The organism is Micromonospora lupini (assembly GCF_026342015.1).
Taxonomy (GTDB): Bacteria; Actinomycetota; Actinomycetes; order Mycobacteriales; family Micromonosporaceae; genus Micromonospora; species Micromonospora lupini_B.
The window spans coordinates 718846-737315 of sequence record NZ_JAPENL010000003.1 but is presented as its reverse complement, the minus strand read 5'-3'; the positions used below and the strand labels follow the sequence as shown (position 1 = coordinate 737315).

At 70.2% G+C, this 18470-nt stretch carries 16 protein-coding genes; 8 read left to right on the top strand and 8 right to left on the bottom strand.

All coding sequences use genetic code 11. The annotated features are described in order from the left end of the window. Window positions 1–6 precede the first annotated feature (6 nt). From OOJ91_RS31390 to OOJ91_RS31380, 3 genes are read right to left on the bottom strand one after another with little or no spacing between them, the layout of a single operon-like run. A complete protein-coding gene (locus OOJ91_RS31390; protein ID WP_266250741.1) occupies window positions 7–2283 on the bottom strand; it encodes an ABC transporter permease in 2277 nt (758 codons plus the stop codon). Next, a complete protein-coding gene (locus tag OOJ91_RS31385; protein ID WP_266250739.1) occupies window positions 2280–2957 on the bottom strand; it encodes an ABC transporter ATP-binding protein in 678 nt (225 codons plus the stop codon). The genes OOJ91_RS31390 and OOJ91_RS31385 overlap by 4 nt, the downstream gene beginning before the upstream one ends. Next, window positions 2954–3478, bottom strand: a complete 525-nt coding sequence (locus tag OOJ91_RS31380; protein ID WP_266250737.1) for a PadR family transcriptional regulator — start codon at window positions 3476–3478, stop codon at window positions 2954–2956. Before OOJ91_RS31380 ends, OOJ91_RS31385 begins: the two co-directional genes overlap by 4 nt. A gap of 431 nt (window positions 3479–3909) precedes the next feature. On the opposite strand from OOJ91_RS31380, the gene OOJ91_RS31375 reads away from it, so the two are divergent. Next, entirely contained in the window at window positions 3910–5091 is a 1182-nt protein-coding gene (locus tag OOJ91_RS31375) for a Cmx/CmrA family chloramphenicol efflux MFS transporter (protein ID WP_266250735.1), read from the top strand. Window positions 5092–5370: 279 nt separating this feature from the next. Here the strand turns inward: OOJ91_RS31375 and OOJ91_RS31370 are convergent, their stop codons facing one another. Together OOJ91_RS31370 and OOJ91_RS31365 are read right to left on the bottom strand one after the other, a co-directional pair. After that, entirely contained in the window at window positions 5371–5727 is a 357-nt protein-coding gene (locus OOJ91_RS31370; RefSeq protein WP_266250733.1) for an antibiotic biosynthesis monooxygenase family protein, read from the bottom strand. After that, entirely contained in the window at window positions 5724–6443 is a 720-nt protein-coding gene (locus OOJ91_RS31365; RefSeq protein ID WP_266250731.1) for a DUF3159 domain-containing protein, read from the bottom strand. The genes OOJ91_RS31370 and OOJ91_RS31365 overlap by 4 nt, the downstream gene beginning before the upstream one ends. A 65-nt stretch (window positions 6444–6508) precedes the next feature. Here OOJ91_RS31365 and OOJ91_RS31360 point away from each other — a divergent pair, with 65 nt between their 5' ends. From OOJ91_RS31360 to OOJ91_RS34645, 3 genes are all read left to right on the top strand, one after another. Beyond that, window positions 6509–7000 (top strand): MarR family winged helix-turn-helix transcriptional regulator, encoded by a 492-nt coding sequence (locus OOJ91_RS31360; protein ID WP_266250729.1) that lies wholly within the window; start codon window positions 6509–6511, stop codon window positions 6998–7000. 89 nt (window positions 7001–7089) lie between these two features. Further along, window positions 7090–8337 carry an FAD-dependent oxidoreductase gene (locus OOJ91_RS31355; protein WP_266250727.1) on the top strand — a complete coding sequence of 416 codons (1248 nt, stop codon included), beginning with the start codon at window positions 7090–7092 and terminating at the stop codon, window positions 8335–8337. Window positions 8338–8442: 105 nt separating this feature from the next. Further along, on the top strand, window positions 8443–8580 hold the full coding sequence (locus OOJ91_RS34645) for an ATP-binding protein (protein ID WP_439117147.1): 138 nt from the start codon (window positions 8443–8445) through the stop codon (window positions 8578–8580). On the opposite strand, the gene OOJ91_RS31345 is transcribed toward OOJ91_RS34645, so the two are convergent. Beyond that, window positions 8518–9975, bottom strand: coding sequence for an FAD-dependent oxidoreductase (locus OOJ91_RS31345; protein ID WP_323178588.1), 1458 nt, complete (start codon window positions 9973–9975; stop codon window positions 8518–8520). The genes OOJ91_RS34645 and OOJ91_RS31345 overlap by 63 nt on opposite strands. On the opposite strand from OOJ91_RS31345, the gene OOJ91_RS31340 reads away from it, so the two are divergent. Both OOJ91_RS31340 and OOJ91_RS31335 read left to right on the top strand, forming a co-directional pair. Further along, window positions 9871–10494, top strand: a complete 624-nt coding sequence (locus tag OOJ91_RS31340; protein WP_266250725.1) for a TetR/AcrR family transcriptional regulator — start codon at window positions 9871–9873, stop codon at window positions 10492–10494. The two genes, OOJ91_RS31345 and OOJ91_RS31340, sit on opposite strands and share 105 nt — an antisense overlap. Window positions 10495–10547: 53 nt before the next feature. Further along, on the top strand, window positions 10548–10670 hold the full coding sequence (locus OOJ91_RS31335; protein WP_439117146.1) for a hypothetical protein: 123 nt from the start codon (window positions 10548–10550) through the stop codon (window positions 10668–10670). Between the two features lie 71 nt (window positions 10671–10741). Here OOJ91_RS31335 and OOJ91_RS31330 read toward each other — a convergent pair whose 3' ends face one another. Next, entirely contained in the window at window positions 10742–12475 is a 1734-nt protein-coding gene (locus tag OOJ91_RS31330) for a GH25 family lysozyme (RefSeq protein ID WP_266250722.1), read from the bottom strand. Window positions 12476–12578: 103 nt separating this feature from the next. Beyond that, window positions 12579–14141: an FG-GAP repeat domain-containing protein gene (locus OOJ91_RS31325; protein WP_266250719.1), complete on the bottom strand. Its 1563-nt coding sequence runs from the start codon at window positions 14139–14141 to the stop codon at window positions 12579–12581. A 357-nt stretch (window positions 14142–14498) separates the two neighbouring features. Between OOJ91_RS31325 and OOJ91_RS31320 the strand changes: the two genes are divergently transcribed. Beyond that, entirely contained in the window at window positions 14499–17663 is a 3165-nt protein-coding gene (locus OOJ91_RS31320; RefSeq protein ID WP_266250716.1) for an AfsR/SARP family transcriptional regulator, read from the top strand. Window positions 17664–17782: 119 nt separating this feature from the next. Continuing rightward, complete coding sequence (locus OOJ91_RS31315) at window positions 17783–18376, top strand: hypothetical protein (protein WP_266250714.1); 594 nt, start codon at window positions 17783–17785, stop codon at window positions 18374–18376. Window positions 18377–18470 lie beyond the last annotated feature (94 nt).

Sequence of the window (18470 nt, the reverse complement as noted above, 5' to 3'; positions counted from 1 at the left end):
ATCGGGTCACTCGAACCGCAGCTCCTCGGTGCGGGTGATGCGGCGGGCGGCCGGCAGCAGGACCGCGATCGTGGTGATCAGGACCAGGGTGGAGCCGGCGGCGACCGGGGTGAGGATCGCGGCGACTGCGAATCTGATCGGCACCTCCGACATGCGCATCAGCGCTGCGCCGAGGGCGGTGCCCCAGCCGACGGCGAGGATGAGACCGGCCAGCAGAGGCACGATCGCCTGCAACAGCAACGACCAGACCACCGTCGATCGGCGTGCGCCGATCGCGGCGATCACGCCGAGGAGCCGGCGCCGGTCATGAAGCCGGGCCGTCACGTCGAGCAGCAGGCCGATGCCCATCATCAGCAGGATCGCGGTTGATCCGATGTCGAGGGCGGCCCGGAACTCGGCGTACTTGTCGTGCTGCGGCACAAACGCGGTGAATAGCGCCAAGGGATCGATCTCGGCCGCGACGCCGGCAATCCGGCCACCCAGGGCGGGCGGTGCGCCGTCAGCGGTATAGATGTTCGTCTGCACGGCCCATTCCTCGTCCTCGGATCGGAAGGTGGGTACCGCACGAGGGGTCATCAGCACGCTGCGCCCGGCGTTCTGCGCGGCGGAACCGACCAGGGTGGTGGACCGGGCCGAGCGCGGGAGCGGCACCCGCGCACCGGCGGTCGATCCGAACTCCGTCTCCTCAAGCAGGGTGACCGACCGGCCCGCGTCACCGAAGATGAAGACGTCCCCGTCCGCGCACCGATCGAGGGCGGCGATCCGGCCCAGAGCCGCACAATCGCCGATGTAGAGATAACCGACTGTGGCGGTGGCAGTGGTGTCGTACAGCATGTGTTGGGCGATGGTGCCCGCCCGTACCCCCTCGATCTCCTCGAACATCGCGCTGCGCCCCCGCATGGCGGCGGGTGTCAGCCGAACGCCGCCCTGGAGAAGGCTGTAGGAGGGGTCGGCGGGATGGTCCTGGACCGCACGCTGGACGCCGGCCGCGGCGAAGAACGTGTGCAGGGCGATCGCCCCGGTAACGGCGACGACGATGCCGGTGACGGCCCTGGTCGACGCCGACGGATTGCGCCGCAGTTGCTGGGCGGCGAGCTGCCAGGCCACCGGGCCGGCGGGAAGAAGGCGAGCGGCCAGCGGAACCAGGTAAGGCAGCAGCGGGATCAGTGCCACGACCAGCAGGACGACGCCGAACCCGGCCCGGTCCTCGTCAAGATTGCCGGTGTCGAAAGCGACCGGGTAGAGCAGCGCCAGGCTCACCGCCAAGGGGATGAGCCGCCACCACAGCCGGCCACTCCAGACCGCCGCGCGGCGGAACACGCCCAGAGGTTCGACCGCGACTCCGCGGAAACCCATCAGCGTCATGCCAGCGGCCAACCCGAGCACCGCAGTGACGGCCAGGACCGCCAGGATCGGTCGCGGGTGAACATCGGCCGGGAAGGCGCTGAGGCCGAATATCCCAAGATCGGCGATCCGGCTGCGGATGAGGAAGTAGCACGCCGTGCCGGCCGCCAGGCCCAACAGCGCGGGGACGAGGCTCTCGCCGAGGGCGATCCGCAGCACCGCGCGGTTGTCCGCGCCGATGAGGCGGATGGCGGCCAACCGCCGGTCACGGGTCTCCGCACCGAATCGGAACGCGGCGCCGATGAAGATCGCGATCGGAAGCAGCAGCGTGGCGATCATGATGGCGACGGTCACGTACAGTGCGGAGCCCAACGGCTCCTCAAGGCTCGGCAGACCGAACCGGTCCACCCGCCAGGCACCTTTCCCCACCAGCTCCCCGACCTTGCGAAAACCGGCGTAGTAGGCAAGTTCCCCCGGTCCGGAGAGACCGGCCGGCTCGATCGTCCCGGCGATTCCGTACGGCATCTGGCGGCGCAGCGTGCCGCCGTCCGGGCCGGCCAAGGCGCTCCGCAGAGCGGGCGAGACGTACATCTGCCCCTCGGCGGGGACGGCGACCAGTCCCGGCGGCAGCGGGGCCCGTGGAGAGTCCGGCCAGATCAGCCGGCCCCGGATCTCGTGACCACGCCATTGCCCCTCGACGGCCGCGACGACGAGCGTGTCCCCGACGGGCACATCCGGTAGTGCACCCGGCAGGTCGTTACGGGCGTCCGACCGCGATTCCGCAGCCTGGATCATGACCGGGACCGACGCACCGAACAGTAGGAGCGCTGCGCCGATCGCCACGCCCACGGCGGCCATCACGGTCCGGATCCAGGCCCGGCGGCCACCGGAGAAGGCCAGACGCACACCGATCAGCAGCTCCGCGACGATCCGATTCACCGGCGGCCCGCCCGTTCGATGCTGCGGCCGTCTCGGACCACGATGCCGCGGTCGGCGTACGCTGCAACCCGGGTGTCATGGGTGACCAGCACGACCGCCGCCCCCGTCTCCCGGGCTGCGGTCGTCAGCGTTTCCATCACGCGCTCACCGGACACCGAGTCGAGCGCGCCGGTCGGCTCGTCGGCAAAGACCACTTTAGGGCCGGCGACCAGGGCGCGCGCCACCGCAACCCGCTGTTGCTGCCCTCCGGACAGCTCACCGGGACGGGCCCGCGCCTTGTCGGCCAGGCCGAGCCGGTCCATCCAGGCGGCGGCCCGGCGCTCGGCGATCCGCAGCGAGACGCCGTCCAGCCGCAGCGGCAAAGCCACGTTCTGCACCGAGTTCAACTCCGGCACCAGTTGCCCGAACTGGAAGACGAAGCCGAACTCGCGGCGGCGCAGAGCACTACGGCGGACGTCGGTCATTTCCGCCAGGTCTTGGCCGGCGTAGGAGACCCGGCCCGTGTCCGGCATGGTCAGCCCGGCGGCACAGTGCAGCAGCGTCGACTTGCCGGACCCGGACGGGCCCATGATCGAGATGATCTCACCGGCGTGAACGGCCAGGTCCGCTCCGGCCAGCGCAACCGTCTGCCCGTACGACTTGTGCAGTCCCACGCCGACCAGCAGCGCACTCACCGGCGCACCTGCTCGGCCAGCTCGTCGAGCAGCGTCGCGGTGTGCTCGAGCCAGCGCAGATCGGCGTCGAGGTGGAACAGCGCCCGATCGCAGATGATCCGGTCGGCGAGGTCACCGGCCTGTTTGCGGCGGGTCAGCTCCCGCATGGCCACGAGGTGCTCATCACGTTGCACGTCGAGCACGTCCGCGGCGGAACGGCCGGTCAGCAGCGCTCCGACGATCTTGTCGTAGAGCGAGCTCTGCAGGTACTGATCGGGTGTCTCGGGTTCGCTGAGCCAGCGCTGAACGTCGGTGACACCGGCTTCGGTGATCGAGTAACGCTTCCGGTCCGGCCCGTTCCCGCCCTCGACCCCGTCGACCGTGACGAGACCGTTGCGCAGCAGCTTGGCGAGAGTCGTGTAGACCTGCCCGTAATGCAGCGGGCGGTCATGCCCGAAATGCTGGTCGTAGGCGCGCTTGAGGTCGTACCCGTGCTGCGATCGCCCCTCCAGCAGGGCCAGAAACGCCGTCCCGATCGTCATGCCGCGCAACTATACACAGGGGTGTATAGGCGCGCCCGTGACGGCGCGCAGGGCACGCCGCAGTTCGGCACGGTTGTCGGTGGGGCGCGTCGACGATCGTCGGGTTGAAGATTGGCTTCGGCTCGTGTCCGTTCGGTCTGGGTTTGGGGGATCCGGCCGGTGCCTAGTTGTTGTGGGGCACAAGGTTGACGACACGCGCCCCGGACGCAGCCCGGTTGGGTGGTGACCGGCGGGTTTGAGTAGTGTTCGCACCATGTCGAGCCCTGAGGCATCCAAGGTGGGGGCTTTCGGTCACGCCGTCAGCCCCCTGAACCACTGAGTTCATAGTCCGCTACCCAGCAGCCTCTGCTGCATGGGCATTTGCGCGCACCCTTGGGCGCTGGCCGCGGTGACGAGACGTCTCCTCGTTCTCTCTCACCTCGGAGTTCTTGATGCCTCTGCCGCTGTACCTGCTTGCCGTGGCGGTCTTCGCCATGGGCACCTCGGAGTTCATGCTCGCCGGCCTGGTGCCGGACATCGCCACAAGCCTCGACGTGTCGGTCGGGGCCGCCGGCCTTCTGACCTCGGCGTTCGCTGTCGGGATGATCGTCGGTGCGCCGCTGATGGCAGGGCTCGCGCGCCGGTGGCCTGCCCGGGCCAGCCTGCTGGGCTTCGTGCTGGTCTTTGCGGTGGCCCACGTCGTAGGCGCGCTCACGACGAGTTTCGCGGTTCTGCTTGTCACCAGGGTGATCGCCGCCCTGGCCAACGCGGGCTTCCTGGCCGTGGCACTGAGCACGGCGGCCACGCTCGTCGCATCCGACCAGAAAGGGCGCGCGCTTGCGGTGCTGCTCTCGGGTACGACGGTGGCCACCATCGCTGGAGTACCCGGCGGTGCAGTGCTCGGCACGGTGCTTAGCTGGCGGGCAACCTTCTGGGCGATCGCCCTGCTCTGCCTTCCCGCTGCCTTCGGCGTCCTGAAGGGCATCCCGGTCCGTGTCGGAAAGGCCGCTCGGGACACTCCGGCTGGCTCGTCTCTTCGCAACGAGATCGCCCAGCTCGCGATGCCCAGGCTGGTCCTGGTCATGCTGCTCGGTGCCCTCGTCAACGCTGCCACCTTCGCCACGTTTACCTTCCTGGCACCGATCGTGACTGACACCGCCGGCTTGGGCGAGCTGTGGGTCTCGGTCGTGCTGGTGCTCTTTGGTATTGGGTCCTTCGTCGGCGTCACCCTCGCGGGACGGCTCTCCGATCAGCGTCCCGGCATCGTGATCGCGGTCGGTGGCCCGTTGCTGTTGCTCGGCTGGGTCGCGTTGGCGACCCTGGCTGCCCAGCCGGTGGCGCTTCTGCTCCTCGTATTCGTGCAGGGCGCGCTCTCCTTCGCGTTGGGCAGCACCCTGATCGCCAGGGTGCTCTATGAGGCAGCAGGCGCTCCGACCATGGGAGGGTCGTATGCGACTGCGGCGCTCAACATCGGTGCCGCCGGCGGCCCCGTCGTTGCAGCAGCGACCCTCGGGGGCAATGCCGGCGGCCTTGGCCCGGTGTGGGTCAGCGGCCTCCTGGTTACGGTCGCACTGCTCATCGCCCTGCCGCTCCGGCGACTCATCGCACCCCGCGTAGGCCAGGCGATTCGGTGACCCACGCGAACGCTCCGTTGAGTGTCGAGGACGGCGGCGACACGATGAGGCTGGCGAGTTCGTAGCGGTTGAAGACCAGTTGGAAGAGGTGGAGGTGGCAGTGTCCCGGTGCAGAGGTGCAGTGCACCGTAGCTGCCGGGCAGGAACTGGCCGGCGAAGACGGCCTGGTCGAAGGCCAGAACCGCAGCTCTGGTGATGGTGGGCCGGAACAGCCAGATCGGCCACCGCGGCTTCGACGACGGGGTGGGGACTGCGGGGATGGTGTGGTCCGCGTGGTCGTCACGACGCGTCGAGTGCCAGGGTGTGATGGGAACGGATGACCTGCACGTCGGCGAGCAGACGAGAAGCCGCCATGCTGGAACGGCCGCCAGGGCTGGCCAGCATTGCCGCCAGTGCGTCGTCGTCGCGCCAGCGTGCGTGGTGGATGACATGTCGCCCGTCGTCGGAGCGGCTCAGTGTCGAGCCGAGGAACCCGGGCGTGTGCTCCAGGACGTCGTGGCCGTTGGCGGTCAGCAGCGCGTACAGCTGGTCCTGGTGTTGTTCGGTCACGGTGAAGACGCTCGTCACGGTCAGCTCGCCGCTCGCGGCTGCCGGATTGTCTGGTCGGCCGGCCGGGCGTTCGGTGGGGGCGGTCATCGCTGAGCCGCCAGGGTCTTGCGGACGGCGACGATCGTGACCGCGACGAGGGTGGCGAAGACCGGTCCCGTGGCCGCGTGGGCGACAGCGAGCACGATGGTGTCGCCCCGGCCGTAGAAGATCACCTGCACGGTGGCGTTGATGACGTTGATTCCGATCGCCGTACTGGTAGCGGTCAGGTGGACGCGGCGCAGCGCGGCGTTGCGGTACCAGTCGTGCGGGCCGCCGGTGACCCGGTTGAGCAGCAGTCCGGTCAACGGGCGGCGCGCGATGATGCTGGCCAGGCACGCCATGATCACGGCGAACGGGATCAGCGTCGGGACCAGGAAGAAGCCCCGCGCTTCGCCGGTGACCGCGGCGACCACCGCGCACACCGCCACCACCAGGATGCCGATCAGTGCCGACCTCGGCGACTGTCGGCGCGCCAGCCGGTAGCCCAGGCCGGCGAGAGCGGTCACAGCAGCTGCGGTGATCGCCGGGTACAGGGAGGTCACCACATTCGCCGCGACAAACACCAGGCTCGGGGCTGCGGCCACGAGGATCCCGACCCAGCGCTCAGGGTCACTCCAGGTCTGCCTGATCGCCACCCATCCTGACTCCGGTCCCTGGTGGCGGCCCTGCTGCGGGCCAGGTCGGGGTCGTGGTTCGGGGTTACGGCTGGCGTCGTACTCGGGCATTCGATCGCCGATCGTCAGGGTGGCTCGTTGGTTGCTCATGGCCAAAATGGTTACACGTGAAACGGTTTCTTGCAAACCTGTGTCACGTGAGATAGTGTTCGAGTGTGCCTAACGAACAAGCTTTCGCCGACCAGTCAGCTACGTCCGGCACTCCGGAAAACCCGGAGGAGGGGTCGCCCTTTGCGATCGGGCTGCTGCTGCGCCGAGCGCACGACCGCGTAGCGGCGGCGATGGACGGAGCTTTGGCGCCGTTCGGCATCGAGCGGCGCCACCTGATGGTGATGATGCGGCTGCACGCCTCGGGGCCGCTCAGCCAACGTGACCTCGTCGCGCACACAAACCACGACAAAGCGTCGATCGTCCGGATCGTCGACGACCTCGAACGACTCGATCTCGCTTCACGCCAGCTGGTGCCCGGTGATCGGCGGCTGCGGGCCGTCACCCTGACCGAGCACGGCCGTGAGGTCTTCGCCCAGGCGCACCAGGCTGCCGAACCCGCGGCCTCGGCCGCAACGGCTCCCCTCACTGCTGCGCAGGCCCAGCAACTCCAGCGGCTCCTGCGCACGATGGTCGCCCCCGTGAACCCACCCGCCTGATACTCCGGCAGCTCACCGACCGTCTCGGGCCGCCCGGTGTCGGCCGGCGGGACCTACCGCCAGCTCGCTGGCACGAAAGACGGCACCTCATGCGCGTACTCATCATCGGCGCGGGCCTCGGCGGCCTGACTCTCCTGCACGGACTACGAAGCGCGGGAATCGACGCCCGAGTGTTCGAACGCTCGGCGCACCGTGCACAGCAACCGGCCAGCTACGGGATCCACCTCAACGCCGACGGCCTGCGTGCCCTGCACGCCAGCCTCCCCGCTGAGAACTGGAAGATGGTCGACGCGGCCGGGACTCCCGTACCGCTGATCGTCCGGTTCCACGACCCCCGCCGCGGCGTCCTCGCCACCATCGACAAGAGGTTCCCCGAAGACACCACCGACCCGATCACCAAACGCCGCGCGATCAGCCGTGGCAAGCTCCACGAGGCCCTCCTGCACAACACCCGCACCGACGACGCGGAATCTCTCGTGCGCTGGGGCAAGAAGTTCACCCACTACGAACTGCGCAGCGACGGCGTCCGGGCGTTCTTCGCCGACGGCTCCCACGCCGACGGCGACATCCTGGTCGGCGCCGACGGCAGCAACTCCCGGGTACGCCGCCAGCGTGTTCCTGGCCTGCAACGTCAGGAAATCGGCATCATCAACATCGCCGGTCGCGTCCCCCTGGCGGGCACCGTCGCCGCCGCCCTGCCGGCTGACCTCACCGATGGCGGTATCAACAACGTCGTCCCCGCCCGGAACGGCTGGATGTTCCTCTCCACCTGGCCAAGTGGCGATCCCGACAACACCGACGTCAGCAACGGCGCGGCCGAGTACGTCGTCTGGGCCTGGGCCGGAGCGGAAAACTCGTACCCGCAGGGAGTGCGGGACCTCGACGGAATCCAACTCAAACGACTTGTCACCGAACGCGTCAGCGACTGGGCAGCGCCGCTACGGACCCTGGTCGATGCCACGGACGCCGCGACCATCACCACAGTGCCGTTACGGACCATGCCCCAGCTCCCCGAGTGGGCACCCTCGCGAGTCACGCTTCTCGGCGACGCCATTCACAACATGACACCCATGGCAGGCATCGGCGCCAACACCGCCCTGCGCGACGCCAACCACCTCCGCCAAGCCCTCAACGCCGGCACCGACCCGGTAAGCGGCATCGGCGTCTACGAAACCGCGATGCGGCACTACGCCAACCAGGCCCTAGCCCTCTCCACCCGAAACGCGACCAACGCCGCTCTCGCCACACCAGCGAACCGGACCGCATTCCGTGCGCTTCTTCGAGTGAGCGCGGCCATCCCCGCCCTACGACGCAGGATCTTCGGGCCGTCGATCTAATCGGCCAGGGCATCGCTGAGGGCCATCCCGGCTTCGCGGCAGCCGCAGCGGCGACCGAACCGGCGGTCGGTCTCGTGGCGCGACCCGCGCCACCGTCGTCGTGGCGTGGCGTCGAAGGAGAACGTCGTCTTCGTGGGCCCGCCCGGAACCGGCAAGACCCACTTGTCAATCGCGCCGGGGTCATTGGCCGAGTTGGGCGGCCATCCGGCGGCGCAGCGGCGGCATGGCGTTGGCGGTACGTAGTGTCGCGCGGAACGCGGTCCTGGCCAGGCGGTTGGTAGAGCTCGCCTGCCGGGCGTTGCGCAGCGACTGTCGTACCGCAGCGAAGCCGTAGTTGAGCATCTGATGTTCGTAGTCGTGCAGAGCCGGCACCATCGCGGTTGTGCCGGCGTGGACCTCGGTGAGCTTGTCGTACAGCAGGGCGGCGTCGCGCAGTGCCGTGTTGGCGCCTATCCCCGCCATCGGTGTCATGTTGTGGATCGCGTCGCCCAGAAGGGTGACTCGTCCGGTCTCCCACGCGTCGACGGGGGTGGCACTGCGTACCCGGATGGCGTTGATCGTCTGTGGGTCGGAGCCGGTGATCACGTCCCGCAGCGCCGGCGCCCATTCGACGGCTCGGTCCAGCACGAGGCGCTGGAGGTCCGTTCCGGAGAGGGACTCGACGGTCTCGGCCGAGAAAGCCGTTGCCGCGTCCGTGTAGCCCCAGAGGAGGTAGGCCGTGGTGTTGTCGAGCAGGAACTGTTCCGGCGGAGCGATCACCTGCGGGCCGGGGTGCCACACCGCGGTGAAAAAGGATCCACGGCTCTTCGGGACCACGAGATTGACGTCGTGGGTCAGCACCCTGGGTAGGGTGGCGTCGGCGAGGCGATGTTTACCGGCGACCGTCACGACGCCGGTGTCGATGCGCCGCGCGTGCGGGAGCAACTGGCCGCGTACTCGTGAGTTCGCGCCGTCGGCGCCGATGAGCACATCGGCGGTGTCCGTGCCGCCGTCGGCGAAGTAGGCGGTCACCCGCCCGTCTGCCGTGGCCTCATAGTGCGTGAACTCGTGGTCCAGCCGCACCACGTCATCCATGCCGGACAGCAGCACCTCGCGCAGGCTGATCCTGCTGACGCCATAGTGCCGGCCCTCGGGGGGAACGCCGGCAGGCGTGATCTCTTCGGCGGTGAAGCGGAGTAGATCGTCGAGCCGCTCGGTGGTGAACCCGAAGCCGCCGCTGTCCGTCGAGACCGTGTCCAGGAAAGCCTGCCAGGTGGGGGGCGGAAGGCACGCGTGCAGCGCTCGGCTGCCGTTCGGGTTGATGTGGATGCGGTAGCCCTGCAGCCAATCGGTGCGGGCCCTCGTGCGTTCGTGGACGGTCACCGACACCCCGGCGCGGCGCAGGCCCTGGGCCAGGCACAGGCCGCCGATTCCGGCACCAATGATCATGACGTTGAGTGTGGCCATGTACCGAGTGTTATCTAGACGCATGGCACTGTCAATCAAATAGTTGATTAGGGTAGTCGCCCGCGTGACCGTGTTACCGTGATCTTCATGGGCAAGCCTCGCCGGTCCCCAAGTGGTGAACAGCGCAAACGCGATCCCGAGCGCACCCGCGAGCGCATCCTCGACGCGGCGTTCATCGAGTTCAGCGAACATGGTTTCGCCGGTGCCCGGACTGGCACGATCGCCGCCCGCGCCGGGGTCAACCAGCAGCTGATCTCGTACTACTTCGACGGCAAGGAGGGCCTCTACCGGGCCCTTCAGCGCAAATGGGAGACGACAAACGGCGCCGCCCGACCGGACCTGCCGTTGGCGGAGATCGTGAGCGGGTTCCTCACCCCAGGTGAGCCGCAGCGGTCGTGGGCGCGGCTGCTCGCCTGGGAGGGGCTCACCCGCTCCGAGGCGCCCACCGACCCGGATACCGACCCGTTGACCGACGCCTACTTCGCCGCGATGGTCGACGACATGCGCCGCCGGCAGCAGACCGGTGAGCTCGCCGCCGACTTGGACCCCGCGTACGTCCAGGTGCTGCTCTTCGCGGCGACACTGGCGCCGACGGTGCTGCCCCAGGTTGCCCGCCGGATGACCGGTCTCGCCGCCGACTCACCGGAGTTCCTCCACGCCTACGCCGAGCAGCTACGTCGCGTCATCGCCCGTCTCGCCGAACCGGTCTGACGCCGGAGTCGCGCTGGCGGACGCGGTCCGCACGCTGGCGCGGCGAGCGGGACGTGCCCGTCGACCGGCTATCCACCTCCGGCTACTGGCGGCGCGGCACGGACGACGAGAGTTGGCGCTCCACCAGGGCGGACTGGATCCGCCAGGTCGAGGCCGAGGAGACCACCGTGGCCTGACCGGACGCGAACCGGGGGTCACCGGCGCAGCCGGTGACCCCCGGTTCCTGTTTGTACGCGACCAGGTCAGGTCACCAGTTGCCGAGGACGAGGCGTCCGTCGACGGGGCCGAGGTTGTAGGGGCCGGAGGTGTACCAGCGGCCGAGGCTGGTGAGGCCTTGGTTGAAGACGTAGTAGCCGAAGGTGCCGTCGCCGAGGTCGTAGGCCATGACGATGTCGGCTTTGCCGTCGCCGGTGACGTCGCCGGCGGCGACGCGGTCGCCGACGTTGGTGAGGTTGAAGCTGCCGGTGCCGACGTAGTCGGTGGTGCGGTTGAAGCTGGTGCCGTTGCTGGTCCAGCGGTGGATGGTCATGCTGCCGTCGCCGTCGTCGTGTGCGAGGGCGGGTTCGGCTTTGCCGTCGCCGGTGAAGTCGGCTACGACGAGGCGTCCGGCGACGGGGCCGAGGCTGTAGGGGCCGGAGGTGTACCAGCGGCCGAGGCTGGTGAGGCCTTGGTTGAAGACGTAGTAGCCGAAGGTGCCGTCGCCGAGGTCGTAGGCCATGACGATGTCGGCTTTGCCGTCGCCGGTGACGTCGCCGGCGGCGACGCGGTCGCCGACGTTGGCGAGGTTGAAGCTGCCGGTGCCGACGTAGTCGGTGGTGCGGTTGAAGCTGGTGCCGTTGCTGGTCCAGCGGTGGATGGTGGTGGTGCCGTCGCCGTCGTCGTGGACGAGGGCGGGTTCGGCTTTGCCGTCGCCGGTGAAGTCGGCTACGACGAGGCGTCCGGCGACGGGGCCGAGGCTGTAGGGGCCGGAGGTGTACCAGCGGCCGCGGCTGGTGAGGCCGGCGTCGAAGACGTAGAAGCCGAAGGTGCCGTCGCCGAGGTCGTAGGCCATCACCACGTCGTCGGTCCCGTCACCGTCAACGTCACCGGACGCCATCCGATCGCCCACGTTCGAGAGCGAGAAGGAACCCTCACCGACGTAGTCGGCGGTGTGCGAGAAGGCTGAGCCGGTCGAGCGCCATCGGTGGATGGTCATCGTGCCGTCGCCGTCGTCGTGCCCCAGCGCCGGCGCCTTCCGCCCGACCCCGCCACCGGCGAGTGCCCGCAGCTGAGCGAGCGTGCCGTTGAACACGTCCCGGTCGACGCCGCCGGACACCCCCGGCACGCTGCCGCTGGAGGTGTACTGCCACAGCGTGAAGCGTGACCACCCCGACGGCAGGCTGCCGGGGGTGTCGGCGTACCGGGAGTGGAACAGCGGGTAGCTGCCGAAGGCGGTGGTGTTGCCGGTGCAGGGATTCCACCAGTTCGGGTTGGTGTAGATCATCGCCTGCTGGCCGGTGCGGGCCTTGACCTCGTCCAGGAACTGGCTGATCCAGGAGACCATCGCGCCGGTGGACAGGCCGAAACAGGTCGGCTGGCTGGACGACCACTCGATGTCCAGCATCGGCGGCAGGGTGGTGCCGTCGTGACTGTATCCGCTGACGTCGACCAGGCGGGCCGCCTGGCCGCGCGGGTCGCCCTGGTCCGGTCGACCGAAGTGGTACGCGCCGAAGTAGACGCTGTTGGCGCGGGCGCCACTGCGGTTGGTCAGGTAGGTCGGGTCGGTGTAGCTGGTGCCCTCGGTCGCCTTCGCGTAGGCGAAGTCGATGCCGGAGTCGGCGACCGACTCCCAGTTGATCGTGCCCTGGTAGTGCGAGACGTCGATGCCGGTGACGGAGTAACCACTCGGTGCGGCGTGGGCTGGCACCGGATTCAGGGCGAAGGTGACCAGCGGGAGGGCGACCAGGGCGACCGCACGGGTACGCCATGTGCCGATGCGCATGTTGCTGTCCTGTCTACGAATGTCGGCCCGTCCGGGCCGGTGCGGGCGGAAGCGGTGGTGGGGCCGTGAGGGCGGCGGCAGCCGCCACCCTCACGACGCCGGGTCACCAGTTGCCGAGGACGAGGCGTCCGTCGACGGGGCCGAGGTTGTAGGGGCCGGAGGTGTACCAGCGGCCGAGGCTGGTGAGGCCTTGGTTGAAGGTGTAGTAGCCGAAGGTGCCGTCGCCGAGGTCGTAGGCCATGACGATGTCGGCTTTGCCGTCGCCGGTGACGTCGCCGGCGGCGACGCGGTCGCCGACGTTGGTGAGGTTGAAGCTGCCGGTGCCGACGTAGTCGGTGGTGCGGTTGAAGCTGGTGCCGTTGCTGGTCCAGCGGTGGATGGTCATGCTGCCGTCGCCGTCGTCGTGTGCGAGGGCGGGTTCGGCTTTGCCGTCGCCGGTGAAGTCGGCTACGACGAGGCGTCCGGCGACGGGGCCGAGGCTGTAGGGGCCGGAGGTGTACCAGCGGCCGAGGCTGGTGAGGCCTTGGTTGAAGACGTAGTAGCCGAAGGTGCCGTCGCCGAGGTCGTAGGCCATGACGATGTCGGCTTTGCCGTCGCCGGTGACGTCGCCGGCGGCGACGCGGTCGCCGACGTTGGCGAGGTTGAAGCTGCCGGTGCCGACGTAGTCGGTGGTGCGGTTGAAGCTGGTGCCGTTGCTGGTCCAGCGGTGGATGGTGGTGGTGCCGTCGCCGTCGTCGTGGACGAGGGCGGGTTCGGCTTTGCCGTCGCCGGTGAAGTCGGCTACGACGAGGCGTCCGGCGACGGGGCCGAGGCTGTAGGGGCCGGAGGTGTACCAGCGGCCGCGGCTGGTGAGGCCGGCGTCGAAGACGTAGAAGCCGAAGGTGCCGTCGCCGAGGTCGTAGGCCATCACCACGTCGTCGGTGCCGTCACCGTCAACGTCACCGGACGCCATCCGATCGCCCACGTTCGAGAGCGAGAAGGAACCCTCACCCTTGTAGTCGGTCGTGTGGTCGAACGCCGAACCTGTCGAATTCCATCTGTGGATGGTCATCGTGCCGTCGCCGTCGTCGTGCCCCAGCGCCGGCGCCTTGCGTGCGGCCGCCCCGGCGATCAGGCCGGTGCGCCGGATCGGCTTGTACGTCCGCAGGTCGCTGGCGCTGTTGAACCCACGCCTACCGACGTTGTTGTCCTTGTACGGGTTCTGGACCGTCTGGCCGTCGTCGTTGAAGGAGTAGACGTAGGCGCCCTTGCTGTGGTCGCCCCGGTCGGCCCAGTGCGAGAAGAGTTCGATGTGGCCGGTGCGGACCATCGCGTCGCCGGCCTGGAAGCTGTCGATGCTGCCGAGGGTGTCCCAGCGGGAGTTGCCGTCCATGAAGTCGTCGGTGACGTAGCTGGTGTTCAGGTGCCAGGCCATCGACACGAGACCTGAGCAGTCGCGCCGGTAGGTCTTGTCGCCGTCCACGTCGGTCGCCCAGGAGCCGGTCTGGGTGTAGGTGAGGTCCCGGTCCACCCAGTTCTGTGCGCGGGACAGGACCTCGCTGCGGCTGATCGGGCCCTCGATGGTGGAGGCCTGGGCGGGCGCGGACGACACGCCGACCAGGCCAGCGGCGATCATCGTGATGGTGCCGAGGATCGCGGCCGGTCTGCGGGCTCGGAAGCGACGCATGGGTGTTCCCTTCGTGGTGGGGTTGAACGGGAGTGGTCGCGAACGTGGATCGAGGTGCACGACAGCCATTGGCTGGACCCAATGCGACAGGTAAAGTCGCAGCGCACGAGCCACCGTGGGGCCTGCCCCCGATGGCTGGTCCCAGTTGGTCCTGCTGTGCGGTTGTGTGTTCGCGACCCTTTCGTCGGAGGTGGGATGAGGGCCTGCCGCCCCGGTGAGTGGTCCGCGAGCTGCCGGTGCGGTGGCTGGCAGAACCCTCGCAGCCACCTCAGGTAGCGAACCTGGATGGATCCTTGACAACTTCGGACGCCCTGCTCGCGGGCCGTCCAGCGGCGCTACGGACGCGGGGGCGAAGCCGTGGAACTATGCATACTGGGTGATCTCCGTGTGGTCGCTGCCGGCCGGTTGCTCGAGTTGGGTCCACCGAAGCAGCGGTTGGTGTTCGCGGCGCTCGCCGTGGACGTGGGCCGCAGCGTGCCGATCGAGGCACTTGTCGACCGGGTCTGGGACGACGCCCCGCCGGCAGACGCCCGGGGCGTCCTGTACACGTACCTCACCCGAATCCGGCGGATCCTGGTCGCGGCCCAGTCCGCCGAGACGGTCCCCATCACGGTCGGCCGCAGCCAGACCGGCTACCTGCTCGACGTCGACCCGGACCGCGTCGACCTGTACCGCCTGCGCCGCCTCGCCGAGCAGGCGCAGGGCCTAGCGGCGGACAACCCCGACCGGGCGGCGCTGCTGCGGGAGGCGGTCGAGCTGTGGCGGGGCGACCCGCTCGACGGGCTGCCCGGCGCCTGGGCGGCCCGGGTTCGGGAGAGTCTGTGCCAGCAGCTCGTCCGGGTCCTGCTCGACTGGGCCGACAGCGAGATCGGCCAGGGCCGGCCGGGGCAGGTCGTCGACCGACTCACCGTGGCCCTGGAGCGCAGCCCGCTCATCGAGCCGCTGGCCGTGAGCCTGATGCGCGCCCTGTACTTCAACGGTCGCCGAGCTGAGGCGCTCGACCTGTACGCCCGGACCCGCGTCACGCTCGCCGACGAGCTGGGCATCGACCCGGGCACCGACCTTCAGGATCTGCACCGGGAGATCCTGCGGGGGACGCTGCGTGCGCCGAGGGTGGCTGCCGCCGCTGCCGAGGCGCCCCAAGTCGCGCAGCCCGCGGTCGCCGTGCCCGCGCGTGTCGAGGCCCAACCGGAGCCGGCGCACCACGCTCCGACGGGGCCCGGCTGCCAGCTTCCGGCCGATCTGCCCGACCACGTCGGCTGTGAACCGGAGATCTCCTGCGCGTTGAGTGTGCTGCAACCCGGCGATGGGCGCCTCAAGGGCAACGCCGCGCCCGTGGTGATCCTTTCCGGCCCGGGCGGGGTGGGTAAGACGGCGCTCAGCATCCGGCTCGCGTACCTGCTTCGCCACTCGTACCCCGACGGGCAGATCTTCGTCGCCCTCGCCGGCCGAGGCGGCGACTCCGGGGAGGCCCTGGACCGGGTGCTGCGGGCCCTGGGCGCCACCAACATCCAGCAGTTGCCCACGCTTGAGGACAAGCTCGGACAGTACCGCGCCATGCTGAGCGGACGCCGGTTCCTCATCGTGCTCGACTCGGCCGTCAGCGCCGAGGAGGTTCGCCCGCTCGCGCCCGGTGGGCCGGGCAGCGCCCTGATCGTGTCCAGCCGGGCCCTGCTGACCACCATCCCGGGCGCCGAGCAGATCGAGGTGCCGCTGCTCGACCGGGCCGATTCGGTCGTCCTGCTGGAGCGCATCGTCGGGCCGGGCCGGGTGGCGGCCGAGCCGGAGGCGACCGCCGCGCTGGTCGAGATGTGCGCGGGGCTGCCGCTCGCCCTGCGGATCGTCGGCGCCCGGATCGCGGCCCGACCGCACCGCCGGATCGCCCGCCTGGCCGAGCGGATGCGCGACGAGCGCGCGAGGCTCGACGAGATGACCGCGGACGGGCTGGCCGTCCGGGTCAGCGTCGCGGTCGGCTACCAGGCGCTCGACCCGCCGGCCCGCCGGGCGTTCCGGTTGCTCGGCTTCCTCGGGGTGCCGAGCTTCGCGGAGTGGCTGGTGGCGGCACTCGTCGGTGGCTCGATGGACGACGCCGAGGAACTGCTTGAACAGCTCGCGGACGCCCGCCTGGTGACCGCCGTTCCGGACCCGACGCACCGGCTGCTCCGGTACCACATGCACGACCTGGTCCGGCTGTTCGCCCGGGAACGCGCCGTCGAGGAGGACAGCGACGGCGCGCTGCGCGCCGCGGTGGCCAGAGTGCTGGTGACGGCCACCGAGCTGGGTGAGCGGCTCAACCAGCCGCAGCCGTACGCCGTCCCGCCGCTCTACCGGCAGACGCCGCTGCCGGTGGACGTGCCGACCATCCCGCTCCCGGCGGACCACCAGCTACCCGGTTGGCTGGAGGTCGAGGCGCCGACGCTGATCGTTGCGGTGGAACGGGCCGCGGAACTCGGCATGGACGTGGCGGCGTGCGCACTGGCGGACGCGTTGGTCTATGCGTCCTTCGCGGTCCGCAACGACTTCGTCGGCTGGGGGCGCACCCACGCGGCGGCGTCGGCCGCGGCCCGGGCGGCCGGCAACGCGGTCGGCGAGGCGGTGATCGAGTGCGGCATCGGGCTGCTGCGTTACAAGGAGGACCGGTTCGCCGAGGCCGAGCGGAACTTCCGTACCGCCATCGACCTGTTCGGAGCCGCCGGCCACGAGCACGGGTCGGCCGCGGCGCGCAGCGGTCTCGGCACCGTGCTGCGTGAGGTGGGCCGGCATCGGGAGGCGGTCCCGCTGCTGACGACTGCCGCCGAGGTGCTGGGCCGCTTGGGGGGCGAGAACGCCGCCGCGCACGCGACCTACGGCATCGGCTGCTGCCTGCGGGAGCTCGGCGACGACGAGGCGGCACTGAGCTGGATCGGTCGTGCCGTGGACACCTACCGGTCGCTGGGCCACGCTCGCGGCGAGGCCATCGCCGCCCGGGGGATCGGCCTGGTGCATAGGGCCCGCGGTGAGCTTGCCGACGCGGAGCGCTGGTGCGCCCGCGGCCACGACCTGATCGTGGCGAGCGGTGACGAGCTGCTCGCCTGCTACACGGAGCAGGCGTTGGCGAAGGTGTGGATCCGGCAGGGCACGATGAGCCGGGCGCAGGAGCCGTTGGAGCGCGTCCTGGAGACGTGCCGGCGGCTGCACGACCGGTTCGGGGTGGCGCTGGTCCAGCGGACCATCGGCGAACTGCACCTGGCGGCCGGCCGGCCGGACACCGCCCTGGAGAACCTTCGGCTCGCGCACGGCGGGTGGATCGAGCTGCACCACGATCTCGGTGCCGCACGGACGTTGCGTGACCTGGGTGCGGCTTACGCGGCGCTGGGCGACGTCGCGTCCACCCACCAGGCATGGGAGACCGCCGCGGCGACGTTCCGCCGGCTCGGCACCCGGGAGGCCGGCGAGGCGCCCGGCTGGCACGAGCGGTGGGGATGCGGGTGCGACGCGACCGCACCTGTGGGCGTGGCCGTGTCGGTCGCGCACCCGGTCTGAACCCACCCTGGCCTGCGCTTCCAGGTTTCGTCCAGATCGCCGGCAGGCCGGCTCCCTAGCGTCGGAGCAGCGCCGGGCACCCACCCGGCCAGCAGCTTCGACGAGATGGAGAGACGTTCATGACGATCCGACGCAGCAGCGCGTACCTGGTGGTGGCCGTGGCCCTGGCCCTTCCGGTGGCCGGATGCGCGCACGCCGACCGGACCGGTGCCGCGGCCGGTGGCCCGGCGCCGGCCTCGTCCGGGTCGGCCGCCGCGCCGGACCCGGCCGGCAACGCCGTCGGACCGCAGGCGACGCCCACCACCTCAGGCGTCCCCGCGCCATCGGCTCCCGCCCCCGACGCGGCCCGGCAAGGTACGGGAGCCGGCCGGGCGGTCGACCCCGCTCCCGCCGCCAGCGAGCCCACCCGGCTCGCCGCCCTGCCGACCACTGACACCGACCCGTCCTGCCGGCCGCCGGTCCTGATCGAGGCCACCGGCGCCGCGCTCAACGGCCAGACCGTCGACGACGTGCAGGTGCTCGGCTGCCGCAACGGCTTCGCCCGGCTGATGGCGATCGCCCCGCAGTCGGCCGAGATCCCCGGCGGCGACCAGGTGTTCCTGCGCAAGGACACCAAGGGCTGGCGGGTCGTCGGGCGTACCTCGGCGTCCACCGACTGCGGCGACCCGGGCCTGATCACCGCGGTCCGGGCGGTCTGCACCGGCCTGGCCTGACGGCCGGCGGCGGCTCCCGGGCCGGACCGGGCGGGCCGGCAGCGGCGGTCGCCACACCCGCAGCGTATTCGCGAGCCGGGGGTCGGGGGAGCAG